At 71.8% G+C, this 24,535-nt stretch carries 25 protein-coding genes, 3 tRNA genes and 1 riboswitch; of the genes, 14 read left to right on the forward strand and 14 right to left on the reverse strand.

Annotation, left to right across the window (positions count from 1 at the left end; all coding sequences use genetic code 11):
* Positions 1 to 267: 267 nt before the first annotated feature.
* The 3 genes from VIM26_RS08070 to VIM26_RS08080 are packed head-to-tail and all read right to left on the reverse strand — an operon-like array spanning position 268 to position 3,581.
* Positions 268 to 1,563 carry a bifunctional RNase H/acid phosphatase gene (locus tag VIM26_RS08070; RefSeq protein WP_331949958.1) on the reverse strand — a complete coding sequence of 432 codons (1,296 nt, stop codon included), beginning with the start codon at positions 1,561 to 1,563 and terminating at the stop codon, positions 268 to 270.
* 3 nt (positions 1,564 to 1,566) lie between these two features.
* Positions 1,567 to 2,316 carry a zinc ribbon domain-containing protein gene (locus VIM26_RS08075; protein ID WP_331949960.1) on the reverse strand — a complete coding sequence of 250 codons (750 nt, stop codon included), beginning with the start codon at positions 2,314 to 2,316 and terminating at the stop codon, positions 1,567 to 1,569.
* Positions 2,313 to 3,581, reverse strand: coding sequence for a Nif3-like dinuclear metal center hexameric protein (locus VIM26_RS08080; RefSeq protein ID WP_331950011.1), 1,269 nt, complete (start codon positions 3,579 to 3,581; stop codon positions 2,313 to 2,315). Before VIM26_RS08080 ends, VIM26_RS08075 begins: the two co-directional genes overlap by 4 nt.
* Before the next feature lie 112 nt (positions 3,582 to 3,693).
* Between VIM26_RS08080 and VIM26_RS08085 the strand changes: the two genes are divergently transcribed.
* From VIM26_RS08085 to VIM26_RS08095, 3 genes are read left to right on the forward strand one after another with little or no spacing between them, the layout of a single operon-like run.
* Entirely contained in the window at positions 3,694 to 4,947 is a 1,254-nt protein-coding gene (locus VIM26_RS08085; RefSeq protein WP_331949962.1) for a serine/threonine-protein kinase, read from the forward strand.
* Positions 4,944 to 5,531, forward strand: a complete 588-nt coding sequence (locus tag VIM26_RS08090) for a hypothetical protein (protein ID WP_331949964.1) — start codon at positions 4,944 to 4,946, stop codon at positions 5,529 to 5,531. Before VIM26_RS08085 ends, VIM26_RS08090 begins: the two co-directional genes overlap by 4 nt.
* A 19-nt stretch (positions 5,532 to 5,550) precedes the next feature.
* Positions 5,551 to 5,994 (forward strand): hypothetical protein, encoded by a 444-nt coding sequence (locus VIM26_RS08095; protein WP_331949966.1) that lies wholly within the window; start codon positions 5,551 to 5,553, stop codon positions 5,992 to 5,994.
* Positions 5,995 to 6,093: 99 nt separating this feature from the next.
* Here VIM26_RS08095 and VIM26_RS08100 read toward each other — a convergent pair whose 3' ends face one another.
* The 4 genes from VIM26_RS08100 to VIM26_RS08115 all read right to left on the reverse strand — a co-directional run bounded on the left by VIM26_RS08100 (position 6,094) and on the right by VIM26_RS08115 (position 8,474).
* Positions 6,094 to 7,440: an acyltransferase gene (locus VIM26_RS08100; RefSeq protein WP_331949968.1), complete on the reverse strand. Its 1,347-nt coding sequence runs from the start codon at positions 7,438 to 7,440 to the stop codon at positions 6,094 to 6,096.
* Positions 7,441 to 7,459: 19 nt separating this feature from the next.
* Positions 7,460 to 7,533 (reverse strand) — tRNA-Val (locus tag VIM26_RS08105).
* A 36-nt stretch (positions 7,534 to 7,569) separates the two neighbouring features.
* A complete protein-coding gene (locus VIM26_RS08110) occupies positions 7,570 to 8,037 on the reverse strand; it encodes a peroxiredoxin (RefSeq protein WP_331949970.1) in 468 nt (155 codons plus the stop codon).
* Positions 8,038 to 8,045: 8 nt separating this feature from the next.
* The gene (locus VIM26_RS08115) at positions 8,046 to 8,474 is read right to left on the reverse strand and encodes a DUF3052 domain-containing protein (RefSeq protein WP_331949972.1); all 429 of its coding nucleotides are present in this window, start codon (positions 8,472 to 8,474) and stop codon (positions 8,046 to 8,048) included.
* A 287-nt stretch (positions 8,475 to 8,761) separates the two neighbouring features.
* Between VIM26_RS08115 and aceE the strand changes: the two genes are divergently transcribed.
* The gene (gene aceE / locus VIM26_RS08120) at positions 8,762 to 11,506 is read left to right on the forward strand and encodes a pyruvate dehydrogenase (acetyl-transferring), homodimeric type (RefSeq protein WP_331949974.1); all 2,745 of its coding nucleotides are present in this window, start codon (positions 8,762 to 8,764) and stop codon (positions 11,504 to 11,506) included.
* 288 nt (positions 11,507 to 11,794) lie between these two features.
* On the opposite strand, the gene VIM26_RS08125 is transcribed toward aceE, so the two are convergent.
* Positions 11,795 to 12,481: a hypothetical protein gene (locus tag VIM26_RS08125; protein WP_331949976.1), complete on the reverse strand. Its 687-nt coding sequence runs from the start codon at positions 12,479 to 12,481 to the stop codon at positions 11,795 to 11,797.
* Positions 12,482 to 12,605: 124 nt separating this feature from the next.
* Between VIM26_RS08125 and VIM26_RS08130 the strand changes: the two genes are divergently transcribed.
* The 5 genes from VIM26_RS08130 (at position 12,606) to fabF (ending at position 17,536) form a co-directional block, all read left to right on the forward strand.
* Positions 12,606 to 13,808 (forward strand): helix-turn-helix domain-containing protein, encoded by a 1,203-nt coding sequence (locus tag VIM26_RS08130; protein WP_331949978.1) that lies wholly within the window; start codon positions 12,606 to 12,608, stop codon positions 13,806 to 13,808.
* Positions 13,809 to 13,886: 78 nt separating this feature from the next.
* Positions 13,887 to 14,870: an ACP S-malonyltransferase gene (locus tag VIM26_RS08135; RefSeq protein ID WP_331949980.1), complete on the forward strand. Its 984-nt coding sequence runs from the start codon at positions 13,887 to 13,889 to the stop codon at positions 14,868 to 14,870.
* Complete coding sequence (locus VIM26_RS08140; protein WP_331949982.1) at positions 14,867 to 15,871, forward strand: beta-ketoacyl-ACP synthase III; 1,005 nt, start codon at positions 14,867 to 14,869, stop codon at positions 15,869 to 15,871. Before VIM26_RS08135 ends, VIM26_RS08140 begins: the two co-directional genes overlap by 4 nt.
* Before the next feature lie 62 nt (positions 15,872 to 15,933).
* A complete protein-coding gene (locus VIM26_RS08145) occupies positions 15,934 to 16,185 on the forward strand; it encodes an acyl carrier protein (RefSeq protein WP_331949984.1) in 252 nt (83 codons plus the stop codon).
* Between the two features lie 103 nt (positions 16,186 to 16,288).
* Positions 16,289 to 17,536 carry a beta-ketoacyl-ACP synthase II gene (fabF, locus tag VIM26_RS08150; RefSeq protein WP_331949986.1) on the forward strand — a complete coding sequence of 416 codons (1,248 nt, stop codon included), beginning with the start codon at positions 16,289 to 16,291 and terminating at the stop codon, positions 17,534 to 17,536.
* 189 nt (positions 17,537 to 17,725) lie between these two features.
* On the opposite strand, the gene VIM26_RS08155 is transcribed toward fabF, so the two are convergent.
* From VIM26_RS08155 to VIM26_RS08165, 3 genes are all read right to left on the reverse strand, one after another.
* The gene (locus VIM26_RS08155; protein ID WP_331949988.1) at positions 17,726 to 18,229 is read right to left on the reverse strand and encodes a DUF3145 domain-containing protein; all 504 of its coding nucleotides are present in this window, start codon (positions 18,227 to 18,229) and stop codon (positions 17,726 to 17,728) included.
* 115 nt (positions 18,230 to 18,344) lie between these two features.
* Positions 18,345 to 18,830 (reverse strand): peptide deformylase, encoded by a 486-nt coding sequence (gene def, locus VIM26_RS08160; RefSeq protein ID WP_331949990.1) that lies wholly within the window; start codon positions 18,828 to 18,830, stop codon positions 18,345 to 18,347.
* Between the two features lie 139 nt (positions 18,831 to 18,969).
* Positions 18,970 to 19,203, reverse strand: a complete 234-nt coding sequence (locus VIM26_RS08165; protein ID WP_331950013.1) for a BldC family transcriptional regulator — start codon at positions 19,201 to 19,203, stop codon at positions 18,970 to 18,972.
* Positions 19,204 to 19,226: 23 nt separating this feature from the next.
* Positions 19,227 to 19,300: riboswitch (cyclic di-GMP riboswitch) on the reverse strand.
* A 456-nt stretch (positions 19,301 to 19,756) separates the two neighbouring features.
* On the opposite strand from VIM26_RS08165, the gene VIM26_RS08170 reads away from it, so the two are divergent.
* Positions 19,757 to 20,314, forward strand: coding sequence for a hypothetical protein (locus VIM26_RS08170; protein WP_331949992.1), 558 nt, complete (start codon positions 19,757 to 19,759; stop codon positions 20,312 to 20,314).
* 47 nt (positions 20,315 to 20,361) lie between these two features.
* Here the strand turns inward: VIM26_RS08170 and VIM26_RS08175 are convergent.
* Positions 20,362 to 20,435, reverse strand: a tRNA-Ile gene (locus tag VIM26_RS08175).
* A 90-nt stretch (positions 20,436 to 20,525) separates the two neighbouring features.
* Here VIM26_RS08175 and VIM26_RS08180 point away from each other — a divergent pair.
* Positions 20,526 to 21,035 carry a hypothetical protein gene (locus tag VIM26_RS08180; RefSeq protein ID WP_331949994.1) on the forward strand — a complete coding sequence of 170 codons (510 nt, stop codon included), beginning with the start codon at positions 20,526 to 20,528 and terminating at the stop codon, positions 21,033 to 21,035.
* Between the two features lie 23 nt (positions 21,036 to 21,058).
* Positions 21,059 to 21,131: transfer RNA gene (locus VIM26_RS08185), tRNA-Asn, on the forward strand.
* A 190-nt stretch (positions 21,132 to 21,321) separates the two neighbouring features.
* Here VIM26_RS08185 and VIM26_RS08190 read toward each other — a convergent pair.
* Complete coding sequence (locus VIM26_RS08190) at positions 21,322 to 21,840, reverse strand: DUF302 domain-containing protein (RefSeq protein ID WP_331949996.1); 519 nt, start codon at positions 21,838 to 21,840, stop codon at positions 21,322 to 21,324.
* A 244-nt stretch (positions 21,841 to 22,084) separates the two neighbouring features.
* Between VIM26_RS08190 and VIM26_RS08195 the strand changes: the two genes are divergently transcribed.
* Positions 22,085 to 22,573 (forward strand): ArsR family transcriptional regulator, encoded by a 489-nt coding sequence (locus VIM26_RS08195; protein ID WP_331949997.1) that lies wholly within the window; start codon positions 22,085 to 22,087, stop codon positions 22,571 to 22,573.
* Here VIM26_RS08195 and VIM26_RS08200 read toward each other — a convergent pair.
* Entirely contained in the window at positions 22,551 to 22,697 is a 147-nt protein-coding gene (locus VIM26_RS08200) for a hypothetical protein (protein WP_331949999.1), read from the reverse strand. The genes VIM26_RS08195 and VIM26_RS08200 overlap by 23 nt on opposite strands.
* A 256-nt stretch (positions 22,698 to 22,953) precedes the next feature.
* Here VIM26_RS08200 and VIM26_RS08205 point away from each other — a divergent pair, with 256 nt between their 5' ends.
* Positions 22,954 to 24,513: a PQQ-binding-like beta-propeller repeat protein gene (locus VIM26_RS08205; RefSeq protein WP_331950001.1), complete on the forward strand. Its 1,560-nt coding sequence runs from the start codon at positions 22,954 to 22,956 to the stop codon at positions 24,511 to 24,513.
* Positions 24,514 to 24,535: the final 22 nt, after the last annotated feature.

Raw genomic sequence — 24,535 nt, forward strand, 5'->3', positions numbered from 1 at the left:
TCCGCAGCCTGCGCACATCGGTGCGGACTGCGCACATCGGATGTGCGCAGCAGTCACGCATGTGCGCAGTTTGCGGCCCAGACCCGAAACCGAAGCCCGGCGACGGCGCGATCAGGCCGCCGCGCCGCTGCATGACGGGTGACCCCGGACCGGTATGGGCGGCTGCGCCCGCTCCCCCACCCGCAGACTGCGCACATCGGTGCGGACTGCGCACATCCGATGTGCGCAGGGAACACGGATGTGCGCAGTCTGCGGCCGGACGGAGTCTCAGACTTCGGAGGGGGCGCCTACTACCGTGACCTCGCTCGTGCCGTCGGACCAGAGTCGGATGATGCTCACCGAGGCCGGGGCGACGCGGATCCGGGCCCACGCGGAGGAGTTCGCGCCGATCGCGACGCCGACCGCCGAGCGCACCGAGACCGAGTGCGTGACGACGACGACCGTCCGGCCGACCCCGGCCGCTCGCACGGCGCCCAGGCCGGCGCGCATGCGGACCCCGACGTCCTCGATCGACTCCCCGCCGGGGGCGCGGAAGCTCGCGTCGTCGTGCCAGCGCTTGAGGTCGCCGGGCCAGCGCCGCTCGATCTCCGCGGCGGTCAGGCCCTCCCACTCCCCGAAGTCGCACTCGGCGAACAGCGGTTCGGTCCGCACCGGCAGTCCGAGCCGGCGCCCGATGGCGGCCGCGGTCTCCTGGGTGCGGACCATGGGCGAGGCGAGCAGCTCGCTCGGATCGGGCACGTCGCCCCACACGTCCCGGCCGATCCGGTAGACGAGCTCGGCCGCCCGTGCGGCCTGCTCGCGGCCTCGGTCGGTCAGCGGCGGGCCGGGCACCGACGAGCCGGAGTACGCCTTGCTCACGGTCAGCGCCGTCTCCCCGTGCCGGACCAGCACGATGGTGACGGGCAGGGCGTCGTCGAACCGGATCGGTGCACCGGTCGCGACCCGCTCGGGGACGACGGCGTGCACCTCGCCGGCCCGGGTGTCACCGCCGGACACCTCGCCGCCGGGCAGCTCGACAGCGTCCGCGTCGACCGCGCCGAGGTCACGGGCCTCCGCGGCACCCGCGTCGCGGCCAACGTCGGCGCCCGCATCGGCACCCGCGTCGCCGGACGCGTCGCCGGCCGCGTCGCGCCAGTAGTCCCGCACGATCGCCGTCTGCCCGTCCATGGCGGCGTTCGCCAGCGCGTCCGCGGCGCCGTTCTCCGCGCGCGGCACCCAGGTGTAGGACACCCGCTCGGGCGGCAGGATCGCGCGGGCCCGCTCGGCGAGGCGTCGCATGTCCTCGTGCTTGATCTTCCAGCGCCCGGACATCTGCTCTACGACGAGCCGCGAGTCCAGACGGACGTCGATCGACGCGTCCGGGTCGATCTCGACCGCGGCCCGCAGCCCGGCGACCAGGCCGGAGTACTCCGCGACGTTGTTGCTGACGATGCCGAGGTACTCGGCGCGCTCGGCGAGCACCCGCCCGCTCGCCGGATCGCGGACCAGCGCGCCGTACCCGGCCGGGCCCGGGTTCCCCCGCGAGCCGCCGTCGGCCTCAACGACGAGCCGGGCCTCGGGCACGGGTCAGACCCTGGCGGCCGGCTCGGGCAGGCGCACCAGGATGCGCCCGCACTCCTCGCACAGCACGACCTGGTCCGGCTCGGCCTTGCGGATGGACTGCACGTAGCTGGGGTTGAGCTCGAGGCGGCAGCCCTCGCAGCGCCGCCCGCGCAGCGCGGCCGCACCGAGGCCGCCGAGCTGGCCGCGCAGCTTGTCGTAGAGCTTGATGAGCCCCTCGTCCAGGTTCGCGGCGTTCACGGCGCGGTCGGCCTCCAGGGTGGCCAGCTCGGCGTCGAGCACGGCGTACTCGGCGTCGCGCTCGGCCTCGGCCTCGGCCTTCTGCGCGACGATCACCGCAGCGGCGGCGTCGAGCTCGGCGAGCGCGGTCTGGTGCGCCTCGAGGCGTTCCATCACGTCGAGCTCGACGTCCTCGAGCTCGGCCTGGCGGCGACCGAGCGCCGTGAGCTCGCTGGTGATCGCCTGCAGGTCCTTGGCGGTGCCGGTGCCCGAGTCGAGGCGGGCCTGGTCGCGCGCGACGCGCGAGCGCACCTGCTCGACGTCGCTGTCGGCCTTGGTCAGCTCGCGGCGGATGTCGTTCAGCGCGGTGCGCGAGGCGACCCGCGAGGTGTCGACGTCGGCGAGGCGCACGTCGAGCTCGGCGAGCCTGATCAGCGCGGGCAGCTGGCGCTTGCGGTGGGCGATCTGGGCCGCGCGCGTGTCCAGCGCCTGGACATCGAGCAGGCGACGCTGGTCGTCGAGCGGTGCGGTCGTCACGGGGCGGTCCTTTCCGGGGAGGGGATGCGCGCCGTCCACGGATCCGTCCGGAGCGTGCTGACGCGCGAGACCACCGTAGTGCCGCGCACGGCGAGATCCGCCACGAGGTCGGCCGCCGCCCGCTCGAGCCAGGGCCATTCGCTCGCGAAATGTGCCACGTCGACGAGGAACGGCGTCGCGGGCGCGGGCCCGGACGCCGCGCCGAGGCCCGACCACTCGATCGCCCGCTGCTCGAACTCCGCACGCTCGCGCAGCTCGCTGGCCGGGTGGTGGCGCAGGTCCGCGGTGACGTACGCGTCGACGCCCGCGGCCCGCACGGCGTCGAACAGCGAGTCCCCCGAGCCGCCGACGACGGCCACCCGCGAGACCTGCGCGTCGAGGTCGCCCGCGAGCCGCACCCCCTGCTCGGTGGCCTGGAGCGACGCCGCGACCTGCGTCCCGAACGCCCGCAGCGTCATCGGCTCGGGCAGCCGGCCGACCCGTCCGATCCCGGTCGCGGCACCCTGCGCGGCGATCTGCACGAGGTCGAACGCGACCTCCTCGTAGGGGTGGGCCGAGCGCAGCGCCGCGACGACGGCGGCGCGCAGCCGGCGCGGGACGACCATCTCCACCCGGTCCTCGGCCACCTGCTCGCGGACGCCTGCGCTCCCGATCGCGGGCGCGGCGACCTCGGACGGGGTGAACCTGCCGACGCCGGTCGTGCTCCACGCGACCCGGGAGTACTCCCCGATGCGGCCCGCACCGGCGGCCGCGAGCGCGTCGATGACCCGCTCGGTGTCGGGCACCGGGACGAACACGACGAGCTTGTCGTGCGGCTCGGCGGGCGCCGCGACCAGCGGGCCGAGGTCGACCAGACCGACCGCATCCGCGAGCGCCTCGGCGACCCCGCCGGCCGCCGCGTCCGCGTTGGTGTGCGCCACGTGCAGCGCGACGCCCGCGCGGATCAGCCGGTGCAGCAGCGCGCCCTTGAACGACGTCGCCGCGACCGAGTGCACGGCGCGCAGCAGCAGTGGGTGGTGCGTCACGAGCAGGTCCGCGCCCCAGACGATCGCCTCCTCGACGACGGCGGCGGTCGGATCGACGGCGAACAGCACCTTGCGCACCGGCTGGGCCGGCTCCCCCGTGACCAGCCCGACGGCGTCCCACGACTCCGCCGTGGCCGGCGGATAGCGCCGCTCGAGCGCGGCGACGGCGTCGGCGAGCGTCGAGACCGACGTCGGGCGGGACGCCGTCGTCGGGCGGGAAGCGGCGGGCGGCGGCGCGATCGGGGAGCTCACGCGTCGCACGTTACCGCCCCGGCCAGAGCGTCCGGGCAGGGAGCGCGGAGAGGATACGCCCCGACTGCTGTCATGCTTGGCGCCGACCTACGGAGGTGCCGTGAGCACAAACCCCCCGACCACCGAGCCGGCCTTGCTCGCCGAGCGGTACGAACTCGTCTCGCACCTCGGCTCCGGCGGCATGGCCGACGTATACCTCGCGCGCGACACGCTGCTCGGTCGCGACGTCGCGATCAAGGTGTTCCGCGACCGAGCCACCGAGGCGCGATTCGACGAGCGCCAAAAGGGCGAGATCGGCCTGCTCGCCCGGCTGAACCATCCCGGGCTGGTGACGATCTTCGACGCGGGAGCGGACGCCTTCTCCGACGGCGCGAACCACGCCTTCCTCGTGATGGAGCTCGTCGCCGGGCCCTCGCTCGGCGACCGCCTGGCCAAGGGCGCGCTGCCGCGCGAGCAGACCGCGACGATCGGCGCGCACGTCGCCGAGTCGCTCGCGTACATCCACGAGGCCGGCATCGTGCACCGCGACGTGAAGCCCGCGAACATCCTGCTGCCCGACGCCGGACGCTCCACCACGATCACGCCGTGGACGAAGCTCACCGACTTCGGGATCGCCCGGCTGATCACCGACGCGCACCTGACCGCGACCGGCCTGCTGATCGGGACGCCGAACTACATGAGCCCGGAGCAGGCCATCGGCACCTCGCCCGGGCCGCCCACCGACGTGTACGCGCTCGGCCTCGTGCTGCTCGAGTGCATGACGGGCGTCCGCTCTTTCCCGGGCACCTCGCTGGAGTCGGCCGTCGCGCGCCTGAACCGCAATCCGGAGGTCCCGGCGGACCTGGGGCCCGCGTGGACCTCCGTGCTGACCGCCATGACGGCCCGCAACCTCGCCGACCGGCCGACGGCGGACGAGGCCAGCCGCGCGCTGCGGGCCCTCACCGGCGAGATCGAGGACGATCCGGCCACCCGGCTGGCGACCCCCTTCGCACTGACCCTGCCCCCGACCGGCGCCACGCAGGTCCTGTCCGCCACGGGGGCAGCCTCGTCCGACGACGGGTCGACGCGCGTCCTCACGGCGCCTCCTGAGGGGACCTCGACGCCACCCTGGGGATCCCTGGCACTGTCCGACCGGGAGCAGGAGCCGGCGGACCACCCGGCACCCGCCAGGCCCGGACGACGGCGCACGAGGGTGATCGTCGCGTCGGTCGTCATCGCCGCGGTGGTCGGCGTCGGGCTGTGGTTCGGCCTGAACCGACCGGACGCGACGCCCGCACCCGCGCCCAGCTACCCCGCCGTGACCGGTCAGCTCGGCCAGCATCTGAAGGATCTGCAAAGGAGCGTGAACCCGTGACCGCCCGACGCACGAGCGCGGTATCGATCGCCGCGACCGTCGTGGTGGCGATGGGCATCCTGACCGGGTGTGCCGGCTCGGCTCCGGACCTCGCCGCCGGCTCGGCCACCCGGCTGCAGGCCGACGTCCTGGCGGTCTCCAAGGCGTCCGCCGCCGGGAACCTGTCGCGCGCGCACAGCGCGCTCAACGCGCTGACCAAGCACGTCAACGCGGCCCGAAAGGCCAACTCGCTGTCCGCCGCGCGCCAGGACCGCATCAAGCTGGCGATCGCCCTCGTCACGGCCGACCTGACCGCACTGGATGCGCAGGCCGCCGCGGACGCCGCCGACAGGGCCGCGGCCAACCAGGCAGCCGACGACAAGGCCGCGGCCAACCAGGCAGCTGCCGACGCCGCCGCACAGGCCGCGGAGGATGCCGCCAAGGCCGCGCGGGCCCAGCAGAAGCAGGACAAGAAGAACGCGGACGCGAACAAGTCCCCGACACCGACGCCGACCGTGGCACCAACCACGACGCCGACCGTGGCACCGACGACGGCGCCGACCGTCGCACCGACGCCGACGCCGACCACGGCACCCGTCGGCTAGGGCAAGGGAGCGTGAACCCGTGAACCGTCGCACCCGGGCGTCGTCGGCCGCCGTGGCCGTCCTCGTCACCGCGAGCCTGCTGGGCGGGTGCGCCGCGCCCGACCTGACCGGCGACGTCGCGACCCGGCTGCAGGCGGACGTCCTCGCGGTCTCCCGGGCGTCCGCGGGCGGCAACGTGCCGCTCGCCCGAACCGCGCTCGCCACGCTGACCAGGCACGTCGCGGCGGCCCGGCGCAACGGCGAGCTCTCGGTCGAACGTCAGGATCTCATCGAGTCCTCGATCACCGAGGTCTCCGCGGACCTCACCGCGCTCGAGCGCCAGCGTGCACAGGCACAAGCCGCCGAGCAGGCCAGAGCGGACGAGGCCGCGGCTGCGGCGGCGGCGGCGGCGGCCGAGGAGCAAGCCGGGCCCACCCCGAAAGACGGTCCGAGTCCCGGCAAGCACCGCAAGCACAAGGACTGAGCCGGCTCGCCGCCGAGTGCGCAGAACCTGCTGCTCGAGACGGCTGCTCAGCCGCAGATCTCGCCCGCGCGCGGCTCGTCGGCCGGCGCGATCGCCGGCTCAGACGCCGACGTTGACCGGTTTCGGGTCGGCGGCGCCGGCCTCCGACTCGGCGTCGGGTGTGGCGACCGGAACGAGGTCCGCGGCGGGCGCCTGCTCGGGTTCGGCCTCGGCCCGGCGCAGCTTCGCGCGTGCCATGAACCAGGCCTTGAGCTTCAGCGCGGGGGTCTCGACGGCGTAGTAGGTGAGAGCCGAGAACGCCGTCGTGAGCACCAGCACCAGCGCGAGGGAGAGCAGGAACCCGCGCCGGGAGTCCTGCGCGGCCGGCAGGTTCGTCTGGACCCACCGGATGATCGGCAGGTGCCACAGGTACGCGCTGTACGAGATCAGGCCGAACCAGCGCACGGGGGCCAGCTCGAGGAACAACCCGAGGATCCCGGGCTTGTCGTTGCGGCCCGGCACGACGGCGGTCAGCAGGATCAGCGCGGCGGTGATCGCGACCAGGCCGTCGCCGTACGCGCCGCCCCAGCCCTGGAAGAAGCCGTACAGCGCGAGCAGCGCGCCGAGCGCGAAGAACGGGCGCATCCAGCGCACGGCCCGGCGCCGGATGTGGCCGCTCTCGATCAGCACGTAGAGCACGGCCGCGAGCATCCCGTACGCGAACAGGTCCGCGTGCAGGAACAGGCTGCGCGCGACGACCGCCGTCCAGGTCGGCCCCCACTGCGCCGCGAAGGCGTCGACCGGGCCCATCCCCTGGAGCTTCTCGAAGAGCAGGTACCGGCCCGCGAGCGCCCCGACGAGCAGCACGAGCGGCGGCGTCAGCGCACCGACGAGAGCGGGCAGCCGGCGTCGGGCGAGCCAGAAGCCGACGGCGGCGAGCACGGGCAGCACGAGGTAGAAGCTGAGCTCGACGCTCAGGGTCCAGGCCACCTCGATCCCGGTGCGCAGGGTCATCGGCTGCAGGCCCTGCAGCAGGAGGGTGTCGATCAGCAGCTGCCAGCCATGGACCACGCCGTAGGGGTGCTCGACGCCGGCGTTCGGCGTCTTGGAGAAGCCCAGGGCGTTCACCACGAGCACGATCACGATGTAGGCGGGGAAGATCCGCAGCGCCCGGTTGGTCCAGAACCGCCGCGCGGTCGGTCGACGCGAGCCTGCGATCAGCGAGGAGACGAACGGCCGGAACAGCAGGAAGCCGGACAGCACGAAGAACAGGGTCAGGCCCTGGTTGAAGTACTGGAGCACGTGGAACTGGCCCACCGTGGCGACCTGCGGGGTGGTCAGGTGCCCGACGTGGAAGGCGATCACCGTCAGTGCGGCCATCCCGCGCAGGCCCTCGATGCCTACCAGTCGCCGACCCCAGGACGGTGCTTGCCGGGGCGCGACGGACGTGGCTTGGTGTGCTGGCATCCCAGCCAGGGTACAGGGGTGGGCCCGGCCGGGTTCGAACCGGCGACCTCCGCGGTGTAAACGCGGCGCTCTAACCAGCTGAGCTACAGGCCCTCGTCGCGCCGCAAGCCTACCGGGCGGCGCCGGCGCTCAGAGCGTTGCGAGCGCCGCCCGGTACGCCGCGAGCTCGCGGGCCTGGCTGGACGGGTTGACGACGGTCCACTGCACGATCCCGGCAGCGTCGATGAGGAAGCTGCCGCGGATCGCGCGCCCACGGTCGGCGTCGAACACGCCGTACGCGCTCGCGACCGCGCCGTGCGGCCAGAAGTCGGAGAGCAGGTCGAAGCCGAAACCCTCCTGCTCCGCCCAGGCCCGCAGCGACGCGACCGGGTCGCACGAGACCACGAGCAGCCGCGCCCCGGCGGCGTCGAAGTCGCCGATGTTGTCGCGCAGCTCGCACAGCTCACCGGTGCAGGTGCGGGTGAAGGCGAACGGGACGAACACGAGCACCACCGGCGTCCCCGCCAGCTCCGAGAGCCGCACGGGGGTGCCGTGCGTGTCGGAGAGGGTGAAGTCCGGGGCGGGTTCGCCGACCCGCACGGTGCCCGTGTCGCCCACGACCGCGGTCAGCGGCCTCGACCGCCGAGCTTGGTGGCGGACCAGTCGGACGCGATCAGGAAGGTGCTCGTCGCATGCAGGCCCGCCGTCGTGGCGGCCTCCTGGATCTCGCTGTGGCTCACCGCGCCGGGACGGCCGGGCTTGAGGGTGAGCACCCAGATCAGCCCGCCGTCGTCGAGCACGGTCTGGACGTCGACGAGGGCGTCGGTGAGATCGCCGTCGTCCTCGCGCCACCACAGCACGACGCCGTCCGTGACGTCGTCATAGTCCTCGTCGACGAGCTCGGTTCCCGTGATCGCCTCGAGCGTGGTGCGCAGCTCGTCGTCGACATCGTCCGACCAACCGAACTCCTGAATCACCTGGCCGGTTGTGAACCCGAGCCGGCTCGCGCCCTGCGACGCCGGAGCGCCATCGATGGGGGTCGCGCTGGAAGCCACAGTGAAGACCCGTTCCCTTCTTGTTGCCGTCGGCCCTCGCGGGCCCGAATCTACTTTTCGCACACGCTAGCCCACCTCGCGGTGGGGCGGGGTGAGGAGCGTGACCGGCGGACGGTGTCACGAGCGTCACGCGGGACTAAAGGCCCCCCGGTGTGACTTCGCCAGCGAAAGGTCACAGAATGAATCTACCTACCGAAGCACGCGGGCGAACGGCGCCCGACGGACTCGGTCCGAGGATGCATCGGGGCCGATCGGCCTCACTTGCAGACGACACGCTAGGAGCGCTCGTGGCTTCGTTCGAAGAGACAGGACCGCTCATCAACGGTCTGCTCAGCCAGGTTGACGACATCGACCCGTCAGAGACCGGCGAATGGCTAGAATCCCTGGACGGCTTGATCGAGGACCGGGGCGGTCCGCGGGCAAGGTACGTTCTGCTGAACCTGCTCAGGCGCGCTCGGGAACGCAACGTGGCGATCCCGACGTCGATCAACACGCCGTACGTCAACACGATCGGCGTGCACGAGGAGCCGTACTTCCCGGGCGACGAGGTGCTCGAGCGGCGGTACCGCTCGTGGATCCGCTGGAATGCCGCGGTCATGGTGACCCGCGCCCAGCGCCCGGGCATCGCCGTCGGCGGCCACATCTCGTCCTACGCGTCCGTGGCGACGCTGTACGAGGTCGGCATGAACCACTTCTTCCGCGGCAAGGACCACCCCGGCGGCGGCGACCACGTCTTCTTCCAGGGACACGCGTCCCCGGGCGTGTACGCGCGGGCGTACCTGGAGGGCCGGCTCACCGAGCACCAGCTCGACGGGTTCCGCCAGGAGCTCTCGCACCCGGGCGGCGGGATGCCGTCCTACCCGCACCCGCGCCTGATGCCCGACTTCTGGGAGTTCCCGACGGTCTCGATGGGCCTCGGGCCGTCGTCGGCCATCTACCAGGCGTGGACCAACCGCTACCTGCACAACCGCGGCATCAAGGACACCTCCCAGCAGCGCGTCTGGGCGTTCCTCGGCGACGGCGAGATGGACGAGCCGGAGAGCCGCGGCATGCTCCAGCAGGCCGCCCAGCAGAACCTGGACAACCTGACATTCGTGGTGAACTGCAACCTGCAGCGCCTGGACGGCCCGGTCCGCGGGAACGGCAAGATCATCCAGGAGCTCGAGGCCCAGTTCCGGGGCGCGGGCTGGAACGTCATCAAGGTCGTCTGGGGCCGCGGCTGGGACAAGCTGCTCAACGCCGACAAGGACCGCGCGCTGGTCAACCTGATGAACGTCACCCCGGACGGTGACTACCAGACGTACAAGGCCAACGACGGCGCGTTCGTGCGCGAGCACTTCTTCGGCCGCGACCCGCGGACCAAGCAGCTCGTCGAGAACATGAGCGACGACGAGATCTGGGAGCTCAAGCGCGGCGGGCACGACTACCGCAAGATCTACGCCGCCTACGCCGCGGCCACCGCGCACACCGGGCAGCCGACGGTCATCCTGGCGCACACCGTCAAGGGCTACGGGCTCGGTTCGGGCTTCGCGGCGCGCAACGCCACGCACCAGATGAAGAAGCTCAAGGAAGCCGACCTCAAGGTGCTGCGGGACTCCCTGCACATCCCGATCTCGGACGAGCAGATCGACGAGGACGAGTTCCACGCGCCGTACTTCAACCCCGGCCCGGACTCCCCCGAGATCCAGTACATGCTCGAGCGACGTCGCATCCTGGGCGGTTTCGTGCCCGAGCGGCGCACCAACTACGCCCCGGTCGAACTGCCCCCGGAGTCGACCTACGACCTGCTCGCGAAGGGCTCGGGGCACCAGGAGGTCGCCACGACGATGGCGCTCGTGCGGCTGTTCAAGGACCTGGTCAAGGACAAGAAGATCGGCCACCGCATCGTGCCGATCGTCCCGGACGAGGCGCGCACGTTCGGCCTGGACGCGATCTTCCCGACGGCGAAGATCTTCAACACCCTGGGCCAGCACTACCTCGCGGTGGACCGCGAGATGATGCTCTCCTACAAGGAGTCCGAGTCCGGGCAGATCATGCACACGGGCATCAACGAGGCCGGATCGGCGTCGGCCTTCCAGGCCGTGGGTACCTCGTACGCCACCCATGGCGAGGTGCTGATCCCGTTCTACTTCTACTACTCGATGTTCGGGTTCCAGCGCACCGGCGACCAGTTCTGGGCCGCCGGCGACCAGATGACGCGCGGGTTCCTGATCGGGGCCACCGCGGGCCGCACCACGCTGACCGGTGAGGGCCTGCAGCACGCGGACGGCCACTCCCCGGTGCTCGCGGCGACCATGCCGCACGTCGTGCACTACGACCCGGCGTACGGGTACGAGATCCGGCACATCGTGCGCGACGGCCTGCAGCGGATGTACGGGCCCGACGAGGCGCGGGACCCGAACGTCATCTACTACCTCACGGTCTACAACGAGCCGATGCTCCAGCCGGCCGAGCCCGAGGGGGTCGACGTCGAGGGCATCCTGCGCGGCATCCACCTGATCTCCCCGGCCGACGGCGACGGGCCGCGCGCCCAGATCCTGGCCTCGGGGGTCGCGGTGCTGTGGGCGCTCGAGGCCCAGAAGCTGCTCGCCGAGGACTGGGGCGTTCGCGCCGCGGTGTGGTCGGTGACCAGCTGGAACGAGCTGCGGCGCGACGGCCTGGCCGCCGAGCAGCAGGCGTTCCTGAACCCGGGCGAGGAGCCGCGCGAGGCGTACATCGCCCAGAAGCTGGCCGGTGCGGAGGGTCCGTTCGTCGCGACGACGGACTTCGACCACATGGTCCCGGACCAGGTGCGGCAGTGGATCCCGGGCACGTACGCCACGCTCGGCGCGGACGGGTTCGGGTTCTCCGACACCCGCCCGGCCGCGCGCCGGCACTTCAAGATCGACGGTCCGTCGACCGCGGTCCGGGTGCTCCAGCAGCTCGCCCGGGACGGGAAGGTCTCCTCGGACGCCCCGGCCAAGGCGATCGAGCGGTACCGCCTGCACGACGTCACCGCCGGCACGTCCGGCAGCGCAGGCGGAGACTCCTGACCGCCTGAGCGAGACGCAGCAGGGCCCCCGACGGATTCCCGTCGGGGGCCCTGCTGCGTCTCGAGTTCGCCGTTTCGTACGCGAGTTCGTCGTTCTCGATCGACGAACTCGACAGCAAACGGCGAACTCGCGCCCGCCGGCCCCGCAACCAGGCGGGCGAGCGCACGTGTCAGACCGAGCGCGGTCCAGGGGGCGCGCTACGGCTGACAACTCGGGGGCGGGCACATGAGTCAGCCCGAGCGCGGGCCAGGGGGCGCGCTCGGGCTGACAACGTGCGAGTGGGGGGAGTTAGGCGCCGGTGGCGTGCTGCTGGGCGTCGGCTACGGCGCGCTCGAGCTCGGCGCGGAGGGGGGCGATCGCGTCCTGGTCCGGGTAGAGGTCGAGCGACTTCAGGTGCTGCTTCGCCTCGAGGGGGCGATCCGCCTCCAGGGCGGCGTACACGATGTGCCGGCCGATCTCCGGGGTCTGCTCACGCGGGCGCCAGTGACCGATGCCCAGTCCGAGCGCGTCCGCCGGGAGCCCGGCGTTGCGGAGCACCGCGAGACCCTCCGCGAGCGCCTCGCCGGTCGGGTCCCGCTCGGCCGCCGTCGCGAGGCGGCGCAGCGTGCCCTTGTGGTCGTCGCGCACCGACAGGCGCGCGAGCTCGACCAGTGGGTACCAGGCGCGCGGGTGTCCGGCGAGCTCCTCGCCGAGCGACCAGACAGCCAAATCTGCAGCCCGCTGCTTGGCGCTCGGGTCGGCCGCACCGGTGAGCGGGTCGCCGTCGGGCCCGGTCTCTGCGGCGCGTCGGCTGACGATCGCTGCGAGCGCCTGGAACGCACGGACGTTGTTGGGATCGTCGCTGAGCATCGAGCGCAGCGCGTCCTCGTGGAGGGTGTCACCTCGTCGGGCCGTCTTCGTCGGCCGGCGCGCGCCGACCTTGGACGCCGACAAGGGGCGCCGCATCAATTGACGCAGGCGAGGGAGCAGAGCCATGAAATGACCATAGCCGTTGGATGGACGCCCGACCCCGAAAACCGCACCCGAGTGCGCAACCAGCCACCGCCGACCGGTCGAGGAGTTTGTCCGTTCCCTACAAGCCCCGCCGTATGCTCCGAGGATGACAGCGCAGCCATTCTCGACGACGTCGGCGGCTTCGACGGCGTCGGGCACCCCCACCGGACCGGACACGTTGCGGCGCCTCCGCGACGGCAGCGGCCTGCTCAGCGCGGCCGCGATGCGCCGCCTCGACGAGGACCTGTCGTGGTACCGGACGCTTCCGGCGGAGCACCGGTCGTGGGTCGGGCTGGTCGCGCAGGCCGGCATCGACGCGTTCGTGACCTGGTACGCCACCCCGACCGGCACCCCGCACGGGGTCAGCGAGATCTTCGCCGGCGCCCCACCGGAGCTCACCCGGTCCATCTCCTTGCAGCACACGCTGCAGCTCGTGCGCGTGATCGTCGACGTCGTCGAGGCGCACAGCGACCAGCTCGCGTCCCCGGGCGGCGAGCGCGACCTGCGCGAGGCGGTGCTGCGCTACTCCCGCGAGGTCGCCTTCTCGGCCGCCGAGGTCTATGCGCGGGCCGCCGAGGTGCGCGGCGCGTGGGACGCCCGCCTGGAGGCGCTCGTCGTCGACGCGCTCGCGCGCGGCGAGGCGGACGACAACCTGCGCTCCCGGGTCGCCGCGCTCGGGTGGTCCGGACGCGGCTCCACCCTGGTGATGGTCGGCACGTCCGGCTCGACGCTGGACGACGTGCGGGCCGCGGACCTGCGGCGGGCCGCCCGCCGCGCGGCCGACGACGGGCTCGTCGGCATCCAGGGCGACCGGCTGGTGGTGTTCCTCGGCGGCACGGGAGACCTGCAGGCCGCGGCCGCCTCGCTGCTCCCCCGGTTCGGTCCGGGCCCGGTCGTCATCGGCCCTACTGTGCAGAACCTCGCGGACTCCGCCCGCTCCGCGAGCGCCGCGCTGGCCGGCCTGGTCGCCGCGCCCGCCTGGGCGCGGGCGCCGCGCCCGGTCTCCGCGGACGACCTGCTTCCCGAGCGCGTGCTGACCGGGGACGCCTCGGCGCGCCGGACCCTCGTCGAGCAGGCCTACCGTCCGCTGCTCGCCAGCACGGGGTCGCTGCTCGAGACGCTCTCCGCCTACCTCGAGGGTGGGCGCTCGCTCGAGGCGGCCGCGCGCGAGCTCTACGTGCACCCGAACACGGTGCGCTACCGCCTGCGCAAGGTGGCCGAGGTGACCGGCTGGGACCCGCACAACCCGCGCGAGTCCTACGTGCTCCAGACCGCGCTAGCGCTCGGCCGGCTCGACGCCGCTTTGTAGACATCCCACAAGACCTGCTCGAATCCTTCGTGTGGGTCGTGATTCGTTGCGGAGCGCAAGGTTCGACACAGTGGACGCATGCTCGTTGTCGTTTGTCCCGGTCAGGGTGCCCAGTCACCCGGCATGCTCGCGCCCTGGCTCGAACTGCCCGGGCTCTCCGGTCGCCTCGCCGGGTACTCCGACGTCGTCGGGCAGGACCTCGCCGGCCACGGCACGACGTCGGACGCCGAGACGATCCGGGACACCGCGGTGGCGCAGCCGCTGCTCGTCGCGAGCGCCCTGCTCACCTTCCACGCGGTCTTCGACCCGGCCGACGACGGCGGCCCGGCGAGCCCGGCCGGCGTCGACGCGGTCGCCGGTCACTCGGTAGGCGAGCTCGGGGCGGCCGCGATCGCGGGCGTCCTCACCGAGCGCGAGGCCCTCGACCTGGTGGCCGTCCGCGGTGCCGCGATGGCCCGCGCGGCCGCCGTCACCCCGACCGGGATGAGCGCCCTGCTCGGCGGCGACCCCGCCGAGGTGCTCGCGCGGCTCGCCGAGCTGGGCCTGACCGCCTCGAACGTCAACGGCGCCGGCCAGGTCGTCGCGGGCGGCACGCTCGACGCCCTCGCGGCCCTCGCGCAGGACCCGCCGGCCCGTACCCGGGTGATCGCGCTGCAGGTCGCGGGCGCCTTCCACACCACCCACATGGCGCCGGCGGTCGCCGAGCTCGCGAGCCGGGCGACCACGATCGAGCCCGCCGACCCGACGATCACCCTGCTCTCCAACGCCGACGGCGCCGCGGTCACCTCCGGCACGCAGGCGCTCGCGCGCCTGGTGGCGCAGGTCGCGAACCCGGTGCGCTGGGACCTGTGCCAGCAGACGCTGCAGGAGCTGGGCGTGACCGGGCTGCTCGAGCTCGCACCCGCAGGTGTTCTCGCCGGGCTGGCCAGGCGTACCCTTCCGGGGGTGGAGACGGTGGCCGTCAAGACGCCCGCCGACCTCGACGCGGCCCGCGAACTCGTCCGCCGCCACGGCGGATCCACCCAATCTCGCAGCACCGACTCCCAGGAGATCCTCTCGTGACTCGAGCGACCCTGACCCAGGCGACCGGACCGGCCCACACGCGCATCCTCGGCCTCGGCGCCGCACGCGGTGAGCTCCAGGTCACCAACGACGACATCGCCGGACCGATCGACTCGTCCGACGGGTGGATCCGCCAGCGCACCGGAATCGTCACCCGCAGCCGGGCCGCCGAGGGCACCGAGCTGCTCGACCTCGCCGAGCGCGCCGCCAACGCCGCGCTCGCGCACGCCGGTCTCACCGGCGCGGACATCGACGCCGTGATCGTCTCGACCACCACCCACTTCCGCCAGACTCCGTCCGCGGCCGCGTTCCTCGCGGACCGGATCGGGGCCACCCCGGCCGCCGCCTTCGACGTCTCGGCGGCGTGCGCCGGGTACTGCTACGCGATCGGGCAGGCCGACGCCCTCGTGCGTGCCGGCACCGCGCGGCACGTGCTGGTGGTCGGCGCTGAGAAGATGAGCGACTTCATCGACCCGACCGACCGGTCGATCTCGTTCCTGCTCGGGGACGGTGCCGGCGCCGCCGTCGTCGGCCCCTCCGACACGCCCGGCATCGGGCCGACCGTGTGGGGCTCAGACGGCGGACAGGCGAACGCGATCCGCCAAACCCACTCCTGGCTCGACGTCCGCGACAACGGCGCCGACTGGCCGACGCTGCGCCAGGACGGCCAGACCGTGTTCAAGTGGGCCGTCTGGCAGATGGCGCCCGTGGCGCAGAAGGCGCTGGACGCGGCCGGCATCACCGCCGAGGATCTGGACGCCTTCATCCCGCACCAGGCGAACATGCGGATCATCGACCTGATGATCAAGCAGCTCAAGTTGCCCGAGTCGGTCGTGATCGCGCGTGACATTGCTGACACCGGCAACACGTCCGCGGCGTCGATCCCGCTCGCCACCCATCGCCTGCTCGACGAGGGCCAGGTGTCCAGCGGCGCGCTCGCGCTGCAGATCGGCTTCGGAGCCGGACTGGTCTACGCGGCGCAGGTCGTCGTTCTGCCCTGAGAGACTTCACCGTCACAGTGACACCCCGCGTGACACCCCGTACCTAACGCAAGGAGACAACGATGGCGCACAACGAGCAGGAGATCCTGGCCGGACTGGCCGAGATCGTCAGCGAGGAGACCGGCCTGCCCGCGGACTCCGTCCTGCCCGAGAAGTCCTTCACCGACGACCTCGACATCGACTCGCTGTCGATGATGACGATCGTCACCCTCGCCGAGGAGAAGTTCGGCGTGCGGATCCCCGACGACGAGGTCAAGAACCTCGCGAGCGTGGGCGACGTCATCACGTACATCGCGGGCGCCCAGCAGGCGTAGTTTCGCCCGCACCCCGCTCGTCCCGCGGTCGGGCGCTCCACTGTCATCCGGTGAGCGCCCGACCGACCCGGATCCTCACCCCCCGCCCTCCAAAGGAGCAGCCATGACCAGCGCATCCGACGACGTCGTCGTCACCGGACTCGGCGCCACCACGCCGCTTGGCGGGGACGTCGACAGCACGTGGAAGTCCGCGCTCGCGGGCCGCTCCGGAGTACACACCCTCGACAACGACTGGGCCGTCAAGTACGAGATCCCGGTCGCCTTCGCCGGCACCCTCGCGGTACCCGCCGCCGACATCCTGACCCGCCAGGAGACCAAGCGGATGGACCCCTCCGCGCAGTTCGCGATGATCGCGGCGCGCGAGGCGTGGGCCGACGCAGGCTCCCCCGAGGTCGACGGCGACCGGCTCGCCACCGTCGTCGGCTCCGGCCTCGGCGGGGCGTGGACCATCCTCACCGCCTGGGACACGATCAGGGAGAAGGGCGCGCGGCGCGCGCTCCCCCTGACCGTCCCGATGCTCATGCCGAACAGCTCCGCGGCCAACATCTCCATCGAGTTCGGCGCCCGCGCCGGTGCGCACGCGCCGGTGTCGGCCTGCGCGTCCGGCGCCGAGGCGATCGCCTACGGCGTCAACATGATTCGGACCGGAAAGGCCGACGTCGTGATCGCCGGCGGGACCGAGGCGGCGATCCACCCGATGCCGATCTCCTCGTTCGCGGCCATGAAGGCGCTCTCGACGCGCAACGACGATCCGGCCGGCGCCTCGCGCCCCTACGACATCACCCGCGACGGCTTCGTGATGGGCGAGGGTGCGGGCATCGTCGTGCTGGAGAGCGCGGCCCACGCCGCTGCCCGCGGCGCCAGGGTGCTCGGCAAGATCGCCGGTCTGGGCACCAGCTCGGACGGCTACCACATCGCCGCTCCCGAGCCCACCGGCGCCGGGCAGGCCGCCGCGATGCGGGAGGCCCTCGACGACGCCGGGGTGAGTCCGCACGACATCGTGCACGTCAACGCCCACGCGACGAGCACCCCGATGGGCGACATGATCGAGGCGCGTGCGATCCGGTCGCTGTTCGGTGCCGAGGCCGACCACGTGGCGCTCTCGGCGACCAAGTCGATGATGGGCCACCTGCTCGGGGCTGCCGGCGCCGTGGAGACGATCCTCACGCTGCTCGCCCTGCGGGACCGCAGCGCTCCCCCGACGATCAACGTGTCCCAGCCGGATCCCGCGCTCGACCTCGACCTGGTGCGCGACGCGCCCCGGCCGCTGCCGTCCGGGCCGATCGCCGCGATCAACAACTCGTTCGGCTTCGGCGGCCACAACGTCGCCCTGGTACTGACCTCCCCCTAGCTCTCCCCCGACGTGTCAGACCGTGCGCGCGCTACAGCCCGCGCACGGTCTGACGGTCGTGTCTCCAGCAGTTGTCAGCCCCAGCGCCCGGTAGGGACCGCGCTGGGGCTGACACGTTTGGGTCGGCGAGAGTTGTCAGCCCCAGCGCGCGTCAGGGACCGCGCTGGGGCTGACAACTCGGTTGTGGGGTCAGCCGACGCGGTGGAGCCAGCGGACGGGGGCGCCGGCGCCCGCGTAGCGGAACGGCTCGAGCTCGTCGTCCCACGCCTGGCCGAGCGCGAGACCGAGCTCGGCACGGAGCCGGGACGCATCCCGGCCGTGCTCGAGGGCCGCGCGGATCCGGTCCTCCGGCACGACGACGTTCCCGTGCACGTCCGTGGCGGCGTGGAAGATGCCGAGCTCGGGCGTATGGCTCCACCGGGCGCCGTCGGCGCCGTGGCTCGCCTCCTCGGTCACCTCGTAGCGCAGGTGCGCCCAGCCGCGCAGGCCGGAGGTGAGCAGCGCTCCGGTGCCCTGCGGGCCCTGCCAGGAGCGCTCCGCCCGGTACATGCCGGGGGCCGCAGGCTGCTCGATCCAGTCGAGGGTTACGCGCACGCCAAGGACGCCGCCGGCGGCCCACTCGATATGCGGGCAGAGCGCGCGCGGCGCCGAGTGCACGAAAAGCACACCGCGGGTGATGACACCACCAGCCATGTCGTCCCTCCTGACGGGTCGAGGTTCATCTTCCCCAACGACCTCATCCCTGACGGGAGGTGGCACGCCGCGAGCGACGTGCTGCGTTCATCATGCCGTACCGGGCGCGAGGCGGCTACAGCTGCTCGCGCATCGCCCGCATCGCCTTTTTGCGGACGGCGCGCTCGAGGCGGTCGAGGTAGAGCATCCCGTCGAGGTGGTCCACCTCGTGCTGCAGGCAGCGGGCCATCAGCTCGGTCCCCTCGACGGAGACCTCCTTGCCGTCGAGGTCCGTGCCGACGACGCGCGCGTACCAGGCGCGCTTGGTCGGGTACCAGAGGCCGGGCACCGACAGGCAGCCCTCGTCGCCGTCCTGGTAGTCCTCGGAGATCTCGACGACGGTCGGGTTGAGCACGTACCCGACCTCGTCCTCGATGTTCCAGGAGAAGGCCCGCAGGCTGACGCCGATCTGGTTCGCCGCGAGGCCGGCCCGTCCCTCGTGGTCGACCGTCTCGAGGAGGTCCTCCACGAGTGATCGAACGCGGGCGTCGATCGTCGTGATCGGCTCACACGGGGTTCGCAGGACCGGATCGCCGACCGTGCGGATCTCTCTCATCGCCATGGCTCGATCCTCCCATGACCAGCATGGCCGCCGTGGCAGGGCGACAGCGATGGGCGGCACCCACGGCCGGGACGCACAAAGGGCGTGGGCGCGGTTCGACCCGCGTCCACGCCCCTACGTACGTCGCCTAGCTAGAGATCTACAGCGACGGGTCTGCCTGCTGAGGTACGCCCCTGAGCAGGGAACGAACCTCGACCTCGTGGAACCGGCGGTGACCACCGAGGGTCCGGATCGCCGAGATCTTGCCGGCCTTCGCCCATCGGGTGACCGTCTTCGGGTCGACGTGGAACATCGCAGCGACCTCAGCCGGCGTCAGGAGCGCGTCGGGTGCGGTCGCCTTGGAATCACTCGGACTGCCGGAGGTGAGTGGCATTGTCATGAACTTTCTCCCTGTCGTTCGGTAGCTCGGCTGGCCCGAAGGCCCCGTGGCTTTGCGTCCCCACCTCTCGGTGGGTTTGCCCCTTTTCGCTGACTGGGACATCATGCCCCGAACAGGACATATCTGCAATGGGCCGTACGTGGCTCTTCAACGTTTCACCCGAGGTCCGGGGCAGTTTCTCCCGTCCTGCACCGCCTTGCCCGGGGTGGTGGGAGGAGGTCTCGGTTCGAGCCGGTATGGGTCTGCCGTTCGAGTGCTCGGAGCTCCGTTCACCGCGCGGAGCAGCGCATTCCCGTTTAGAGTCGGTTCAACGTCCTGGCGCGAGCCGGGCGGGTGGGCGCGGGTCCACTGCGCAGGGTTGGGCGCCTCATCTTGTGCGGATGAGGCGCCCGATCTTTTCCCGAACGGGTGACGGCCCGCCCGATTAGCACCCGTTCGGTCGTATCGCGAGGTTCCGGCCGGAGCGTTACCGGGCCTCATGGACTCCTTCGGCAGTCGGCCGGGCGTGATGAGGGGAACCTTGGCGAGGGCTGACTACCATCGGCCGGTGACCAACGACGAGCGCCCCACCACCTTCCGCGAGCCGAGACCGGCCGCCGCCGTCGAACACGCCGGGATCGAGCCCGCGTCCGCGTTCGAGGTGCACTCTCCTGAGCAGGCGCACACGTTGCCGGGTGGCGGCGGGGACTCCAAGGAGCAGCGGAACGCCGAGCGGTACATCCTGGACGCCCTCGGCGAGCGGCTCGGCGTGGTTCTCGAGCCTCGGAGCCTGTACCACTCCTCGGGCGCGAAGGTGGAGGTCGACGGAGCCGACGCCGACCTGACCGTGCTCGTCGAGTGCTGGGCGCACCAGGGTGCAGCGAAGGGCGGTCACAAGCTCAAGCTGATGAACGAGGCGCTCAAGCTGCACTGGATCGCGTCCACGCTCCCGCACCGTCCCCGCGTCATCCTCGGTGTGACCGACGAGGCCGCAGTGGAGCATCTGCGGGGCAACTCCTGGCAGGGACAGGCGCTGCGGGATCTCGGAGTCGAACTCGAGGTGGTCGAGGTTCTCGAGGGCATCCGGGCCGGCGTCGTGCGGGCCCAGGAGCGGCCGTACCGGTAGGTGCGCCAGCGCGGGCCGGCGGGGTGCACCGGCAGGTCCGCAAGGGGTGGGGCAGGTGGGGCTTGAACCCACGACCGACGGATTATGAGTCCGCTGCTCTGACCGGCTGAGCTACTGCCCCCGACGAACGCTCAGGCTACTCGGAGAGCAGCGGTCGCCATGCAGCGCGCCGCCAAGTGATCGAACCGGCGCGGCGCACTATCGTAGAGGCATGCCGCTGTTCGCCCACCCCAACGCCCTTCCGCCCGCCGTGCGGAGCCGCCTCGTGCTCGCGCACGGCGACCGGGTCATCGCCTCGGGCGAGATCACGGGCGGTTGGGCGATCGCCTCCCGGCTCGCGCTCTACGCGGCGGGCAGCGACGGGAAGATCCTGCGCCGACCGTGGTCCGACGTCGACCGGGCAAGCCTGGACGCCGACACCCAGACGATCACGGTCGTGTGGGTCGACGGCGGGACGCTGGACCTGCCGCTGGTGGACCACCGGCACCCGGCGTTCGCCCGGGCGCTGCGCGAACGGGTGCAGTCCTCGGTCGTGCACGGCGAGACGGTGAAGCTCCCGCACGGCCGGCAGGTCCGGGTGGCGCTGCGACGAGGCGAGGACGGGCTACTGTTCTCCCAGGTGATCGGCAATACGCAGGTCGATCTCGCCGACCCGGCGATCGCCGCGCTGGTCGAGGCTGCGGAGGCCCGGGTGCGCGGAGCGGCCGGACTACCCCTGTAGGGCTGTTAGAGTTTTCCACGCGATCCCTCGTAGCTCAATTGGCAGAGCATCCGACTGTTAATCGGACGGTTACTGGTTCGAGTCCAGTCGAGGGAGCAAGATCTAAGGCCCCTGACCATCGCAAACGCTGGTCAGGGGCCTTCGCTTTGCGTCCGCGTGCAATAGGCGTGCAATAGAGCCGCGCGCGTGCCACCCGCGCGGGCAGGCCCCGATGCTCAGAACGGGAGCTCGATCACGCTCGTTCGGCCCACGGTTCGGCACGGATGTCAGGCTCGTCGACGGTCGCTCACGGTTGTGGCATCGCCACAGCGCCAGATGCAGGTGTGCCCTGAGATCCGGGCAGCACGTCCTCAGCCTGAGCGTCGGACGACGCGCCGGCCGATGTTCGGCCCTGAGCGGCCGGCACGGCAGCCGCCCCGCCCAGGCTGCCCAACGCCGCACGCAGCCGCAAGGCCGCGTCATCGGCGACGGCACCGAGCTGTTCGTTGCCCGTGACTGCGACCATGACATGCGGGTCGAGGGCTTCGACGGTGGTGCGCCCGCCGCCGGCCGAACGCACCACGACGTTGCACGGCAGGAGCAGCCCGACCGACTCCTCTGCCTGCAGCGCCCGGTAGGCCAGCGGCGGGTTGCACGCGCCGAGAATCACCTGCGGAGCGATGTCGACGTCGAGCTTTGCCTTCATCGTCGCCGCCATGTCGATCTCGGTCAGGATGCCGAAACCCTGACCGAGGAGCGCGTCGCGAACGGCCCTCAGGGTCTGCGTGAAGGGCTGGTCCAGAGTTGTCCTGATGCCGTAATTCATGCTCGTGGTCCTCTCGGGTGTCATCGGCAGGTGCACCGCTCGGCCGGCTGGACGCTCGCCATGACGGAATCGACGTGCAGGCCGCAACCGGTCCAGGTGGTCTTTCCGCAACGCGCGCAACGAGCAGGACTACACATGAGTGACTCCCCGAGTAGGCAACTTCAGATGGGTCATCATACCCCTGGGGGTATCAACGCCACGACGACGACGGCCTTCGTCGTCATGGCCCTACCGAGCCTTCAATTTGTCGCGGGGGCTCGCTGGGATCCGCCCGCCGAACGCCCTGCGTGAGGTCAACCGGCTCATCGGTGCAGGCCTGCTCAAAGACCGCCGGGTGGGGCGCGCGCGCCTGGTCTCCGCTGACGTCTCGAGCCCGTACCACCAGCCCCTCGTGGCGATCCTCGCCCGGTCATTCGGTTCCGTTCTCGTCATCCGCGACGAGCTCGCTCCAGTCGCGGGGATCGACCAGGCGCTGATCTTCGGCTCGTGGGCCGCACGATTCCTCGGCCATGCCGGCCCGCAACCGCGCGACGTCGACGTCCTGGTGATCGGTGGGCCACCCGGGAGTGACCTGCGCCGAGCGAATGCGCGCATGGAAGACGCCCTGCACCTCCCCGTGCAGATCACCACGATCGGCACTGCCGAGTGGGCCGCCGCGGACAGCGGGTTCCTCCGCGATGTTCAGGCCAAACCGTCGATCACCCTCGATCTCACCGGAAGCGACCACGAATGACACCCCTGTTCGGGCTCAGCTGCCGCCCGTCGACGGCCGCGAAGAGCAGCGCGTCGAGCCAAGTACCGGTGTACCGGTTCAGATGAGACCTGAGCATGGGCAGCAGGTGCGGGGGGATGCTCATGTCGCGGAATACTGCGGTCGACTTGGGGGTGCCCACGACGATCTCCGAGCCGATGCGTGTCCCCCCTCCGCACATGTATGACCGCCTGGCGTACGTCGATGTCTCGGCGACGCAACTCGGCGAACTCGCCGAAGCGGAGTGCACGCAACGCTGGACAGGGGGCCTTTGCTTTGCCTCGGCGCCTGTGGTGAGCGTCGCGTTGCGAAGGATTCCGGCATCGGCCCGGCTCGGGCGATCCGCTGCGTAAAGTCACGCCATGCGCAGGTCCCGGCGGGAGATGCAGGACGTCGTCCTCGTCGACGAGCCCCACGACGGCGCGCCGGACGGTTCGGGCGGCGCGGATGCCCCGGACGGGCCGCTCGACGGCCTCAGAGGTTCGCAAATGTCCGCGTGGCCCCGCCGCGTGCGCCGGTGGTGGCCGGTCGCGGCCGTCGTGGCCCTGGTCATCGGCGTCGGCCTGGTGGTCGCCGACCGACGCGAGAGCGCTCGCCTGGACGCACTGGCCGACGTCGACGGGATGCTCGCTCCGCTCGCCGGCCCCGTGCACGAGCTGTGGCGCATCGACGACGCGCTGATCGCTGACCAGGGAACGTTCGCTGGCCACCTGCTCGCCGTGGAAGAACGCTCCGACGGGAGCATCGCGGTGGTGGCCCTCGCTCCGGGGACGGGCAAGACGATCTGGCGGGTCGCAGCACGCGGTCCCGGTGAGGTCACGTTCGGTACCCGGTGCGCCTGGCCCCGAGCATCCCGCCCGCGGGCGGCGGCCGGGAGCCCGGAGGTGATCGTCTGCGTCGTCGTGGACGAGTCAGAGACGCTCGAATCCAGCGTGGCAGGGTCGGGCGTCTTCGTGACCAAGGCCCGACGGCTGACGATCGACGCGCGAAGTGGCGCGGTCCTTCTCGACCAGCCGACGCCGCCGACGACGGTCGTCAGTCGCCTTGGCAGCGACCTCGTGACCAGCCAGATCGACCCGGACGGTCACGTCCGGGTGACGCGGACGGACGCGCTGGGCGCCGCCGACCGTTGGACCTTCACCAGCCCGGACCGGGCACCCCTGGATGACTTCGGCAGACCAAGGGTCATGGCGTACGTCGCCGGCCAGGTCGTCGTCGTGCGCGCCTTCGGCGCGGACAAAGACTCCAACGTCGACTCGTCCTGGCTGCTCTCGAGCAACGGGAAGGTCCTCCACTCCGCCATCTCTGACCCGGCGACCGGCGCCGGCGGTTGGATCGACGCCCTGCCGGGAGGGAAGCTCTTCGCGGCGCGGCTCGACGCCGGACCGGCGACGAAGATCACCGAGCTCGCGACCGGACGGTCATTCACCGCGGAGGGCTACCCGTTGGGAGTGCAGCCCGACGATGGCTCGCTCGCCGACCTGCTGTTGCTGATCTCCGACGACGGGGAGCACGTGATCGCGTACGACGGCGCGTCCCACAAGCACCGCTGGACCGCGCCGGGCGGCGCAGACGGCCCGATAGCGGTCGTCGACGGCCGGATCATCATGGCCGGGACCGACACCCTGCAGGCGATCGACGGACGAACGGGCAAGGCGGTCTGGACGACCAAGGTCAAGGCCTCGCCAAGCAGCTGGATAGTCACCGACGGGCGGGTCGTCCTGCTGCTCGGGCAGGACCAGGTGGGCGATGTCGGGCACAGCGCGACCCTGCTGGGCGCGTATGGGCTGGACGACGGTCGGCTGCGCTGGAAGACCACGATCCCGAACGGACTGTTCCTGTCCGTGGTCGACGGAAGGCTGTACGGATCATCGGGGCAGCTGGCCGGATCGTCCGACAGCCTCTTCGTCGCACTGGGATAGCTCCCGAGCCCCCGGAGGGTCA

Source organism: Pengzhenrongella sp. (genome assembly GCF_036565025.1).
GTDB lineage: Bacteria > Actinomycetota > Actinomycetes > Actinomycetales > Cellulomonadaceae > Pengzhenrongella.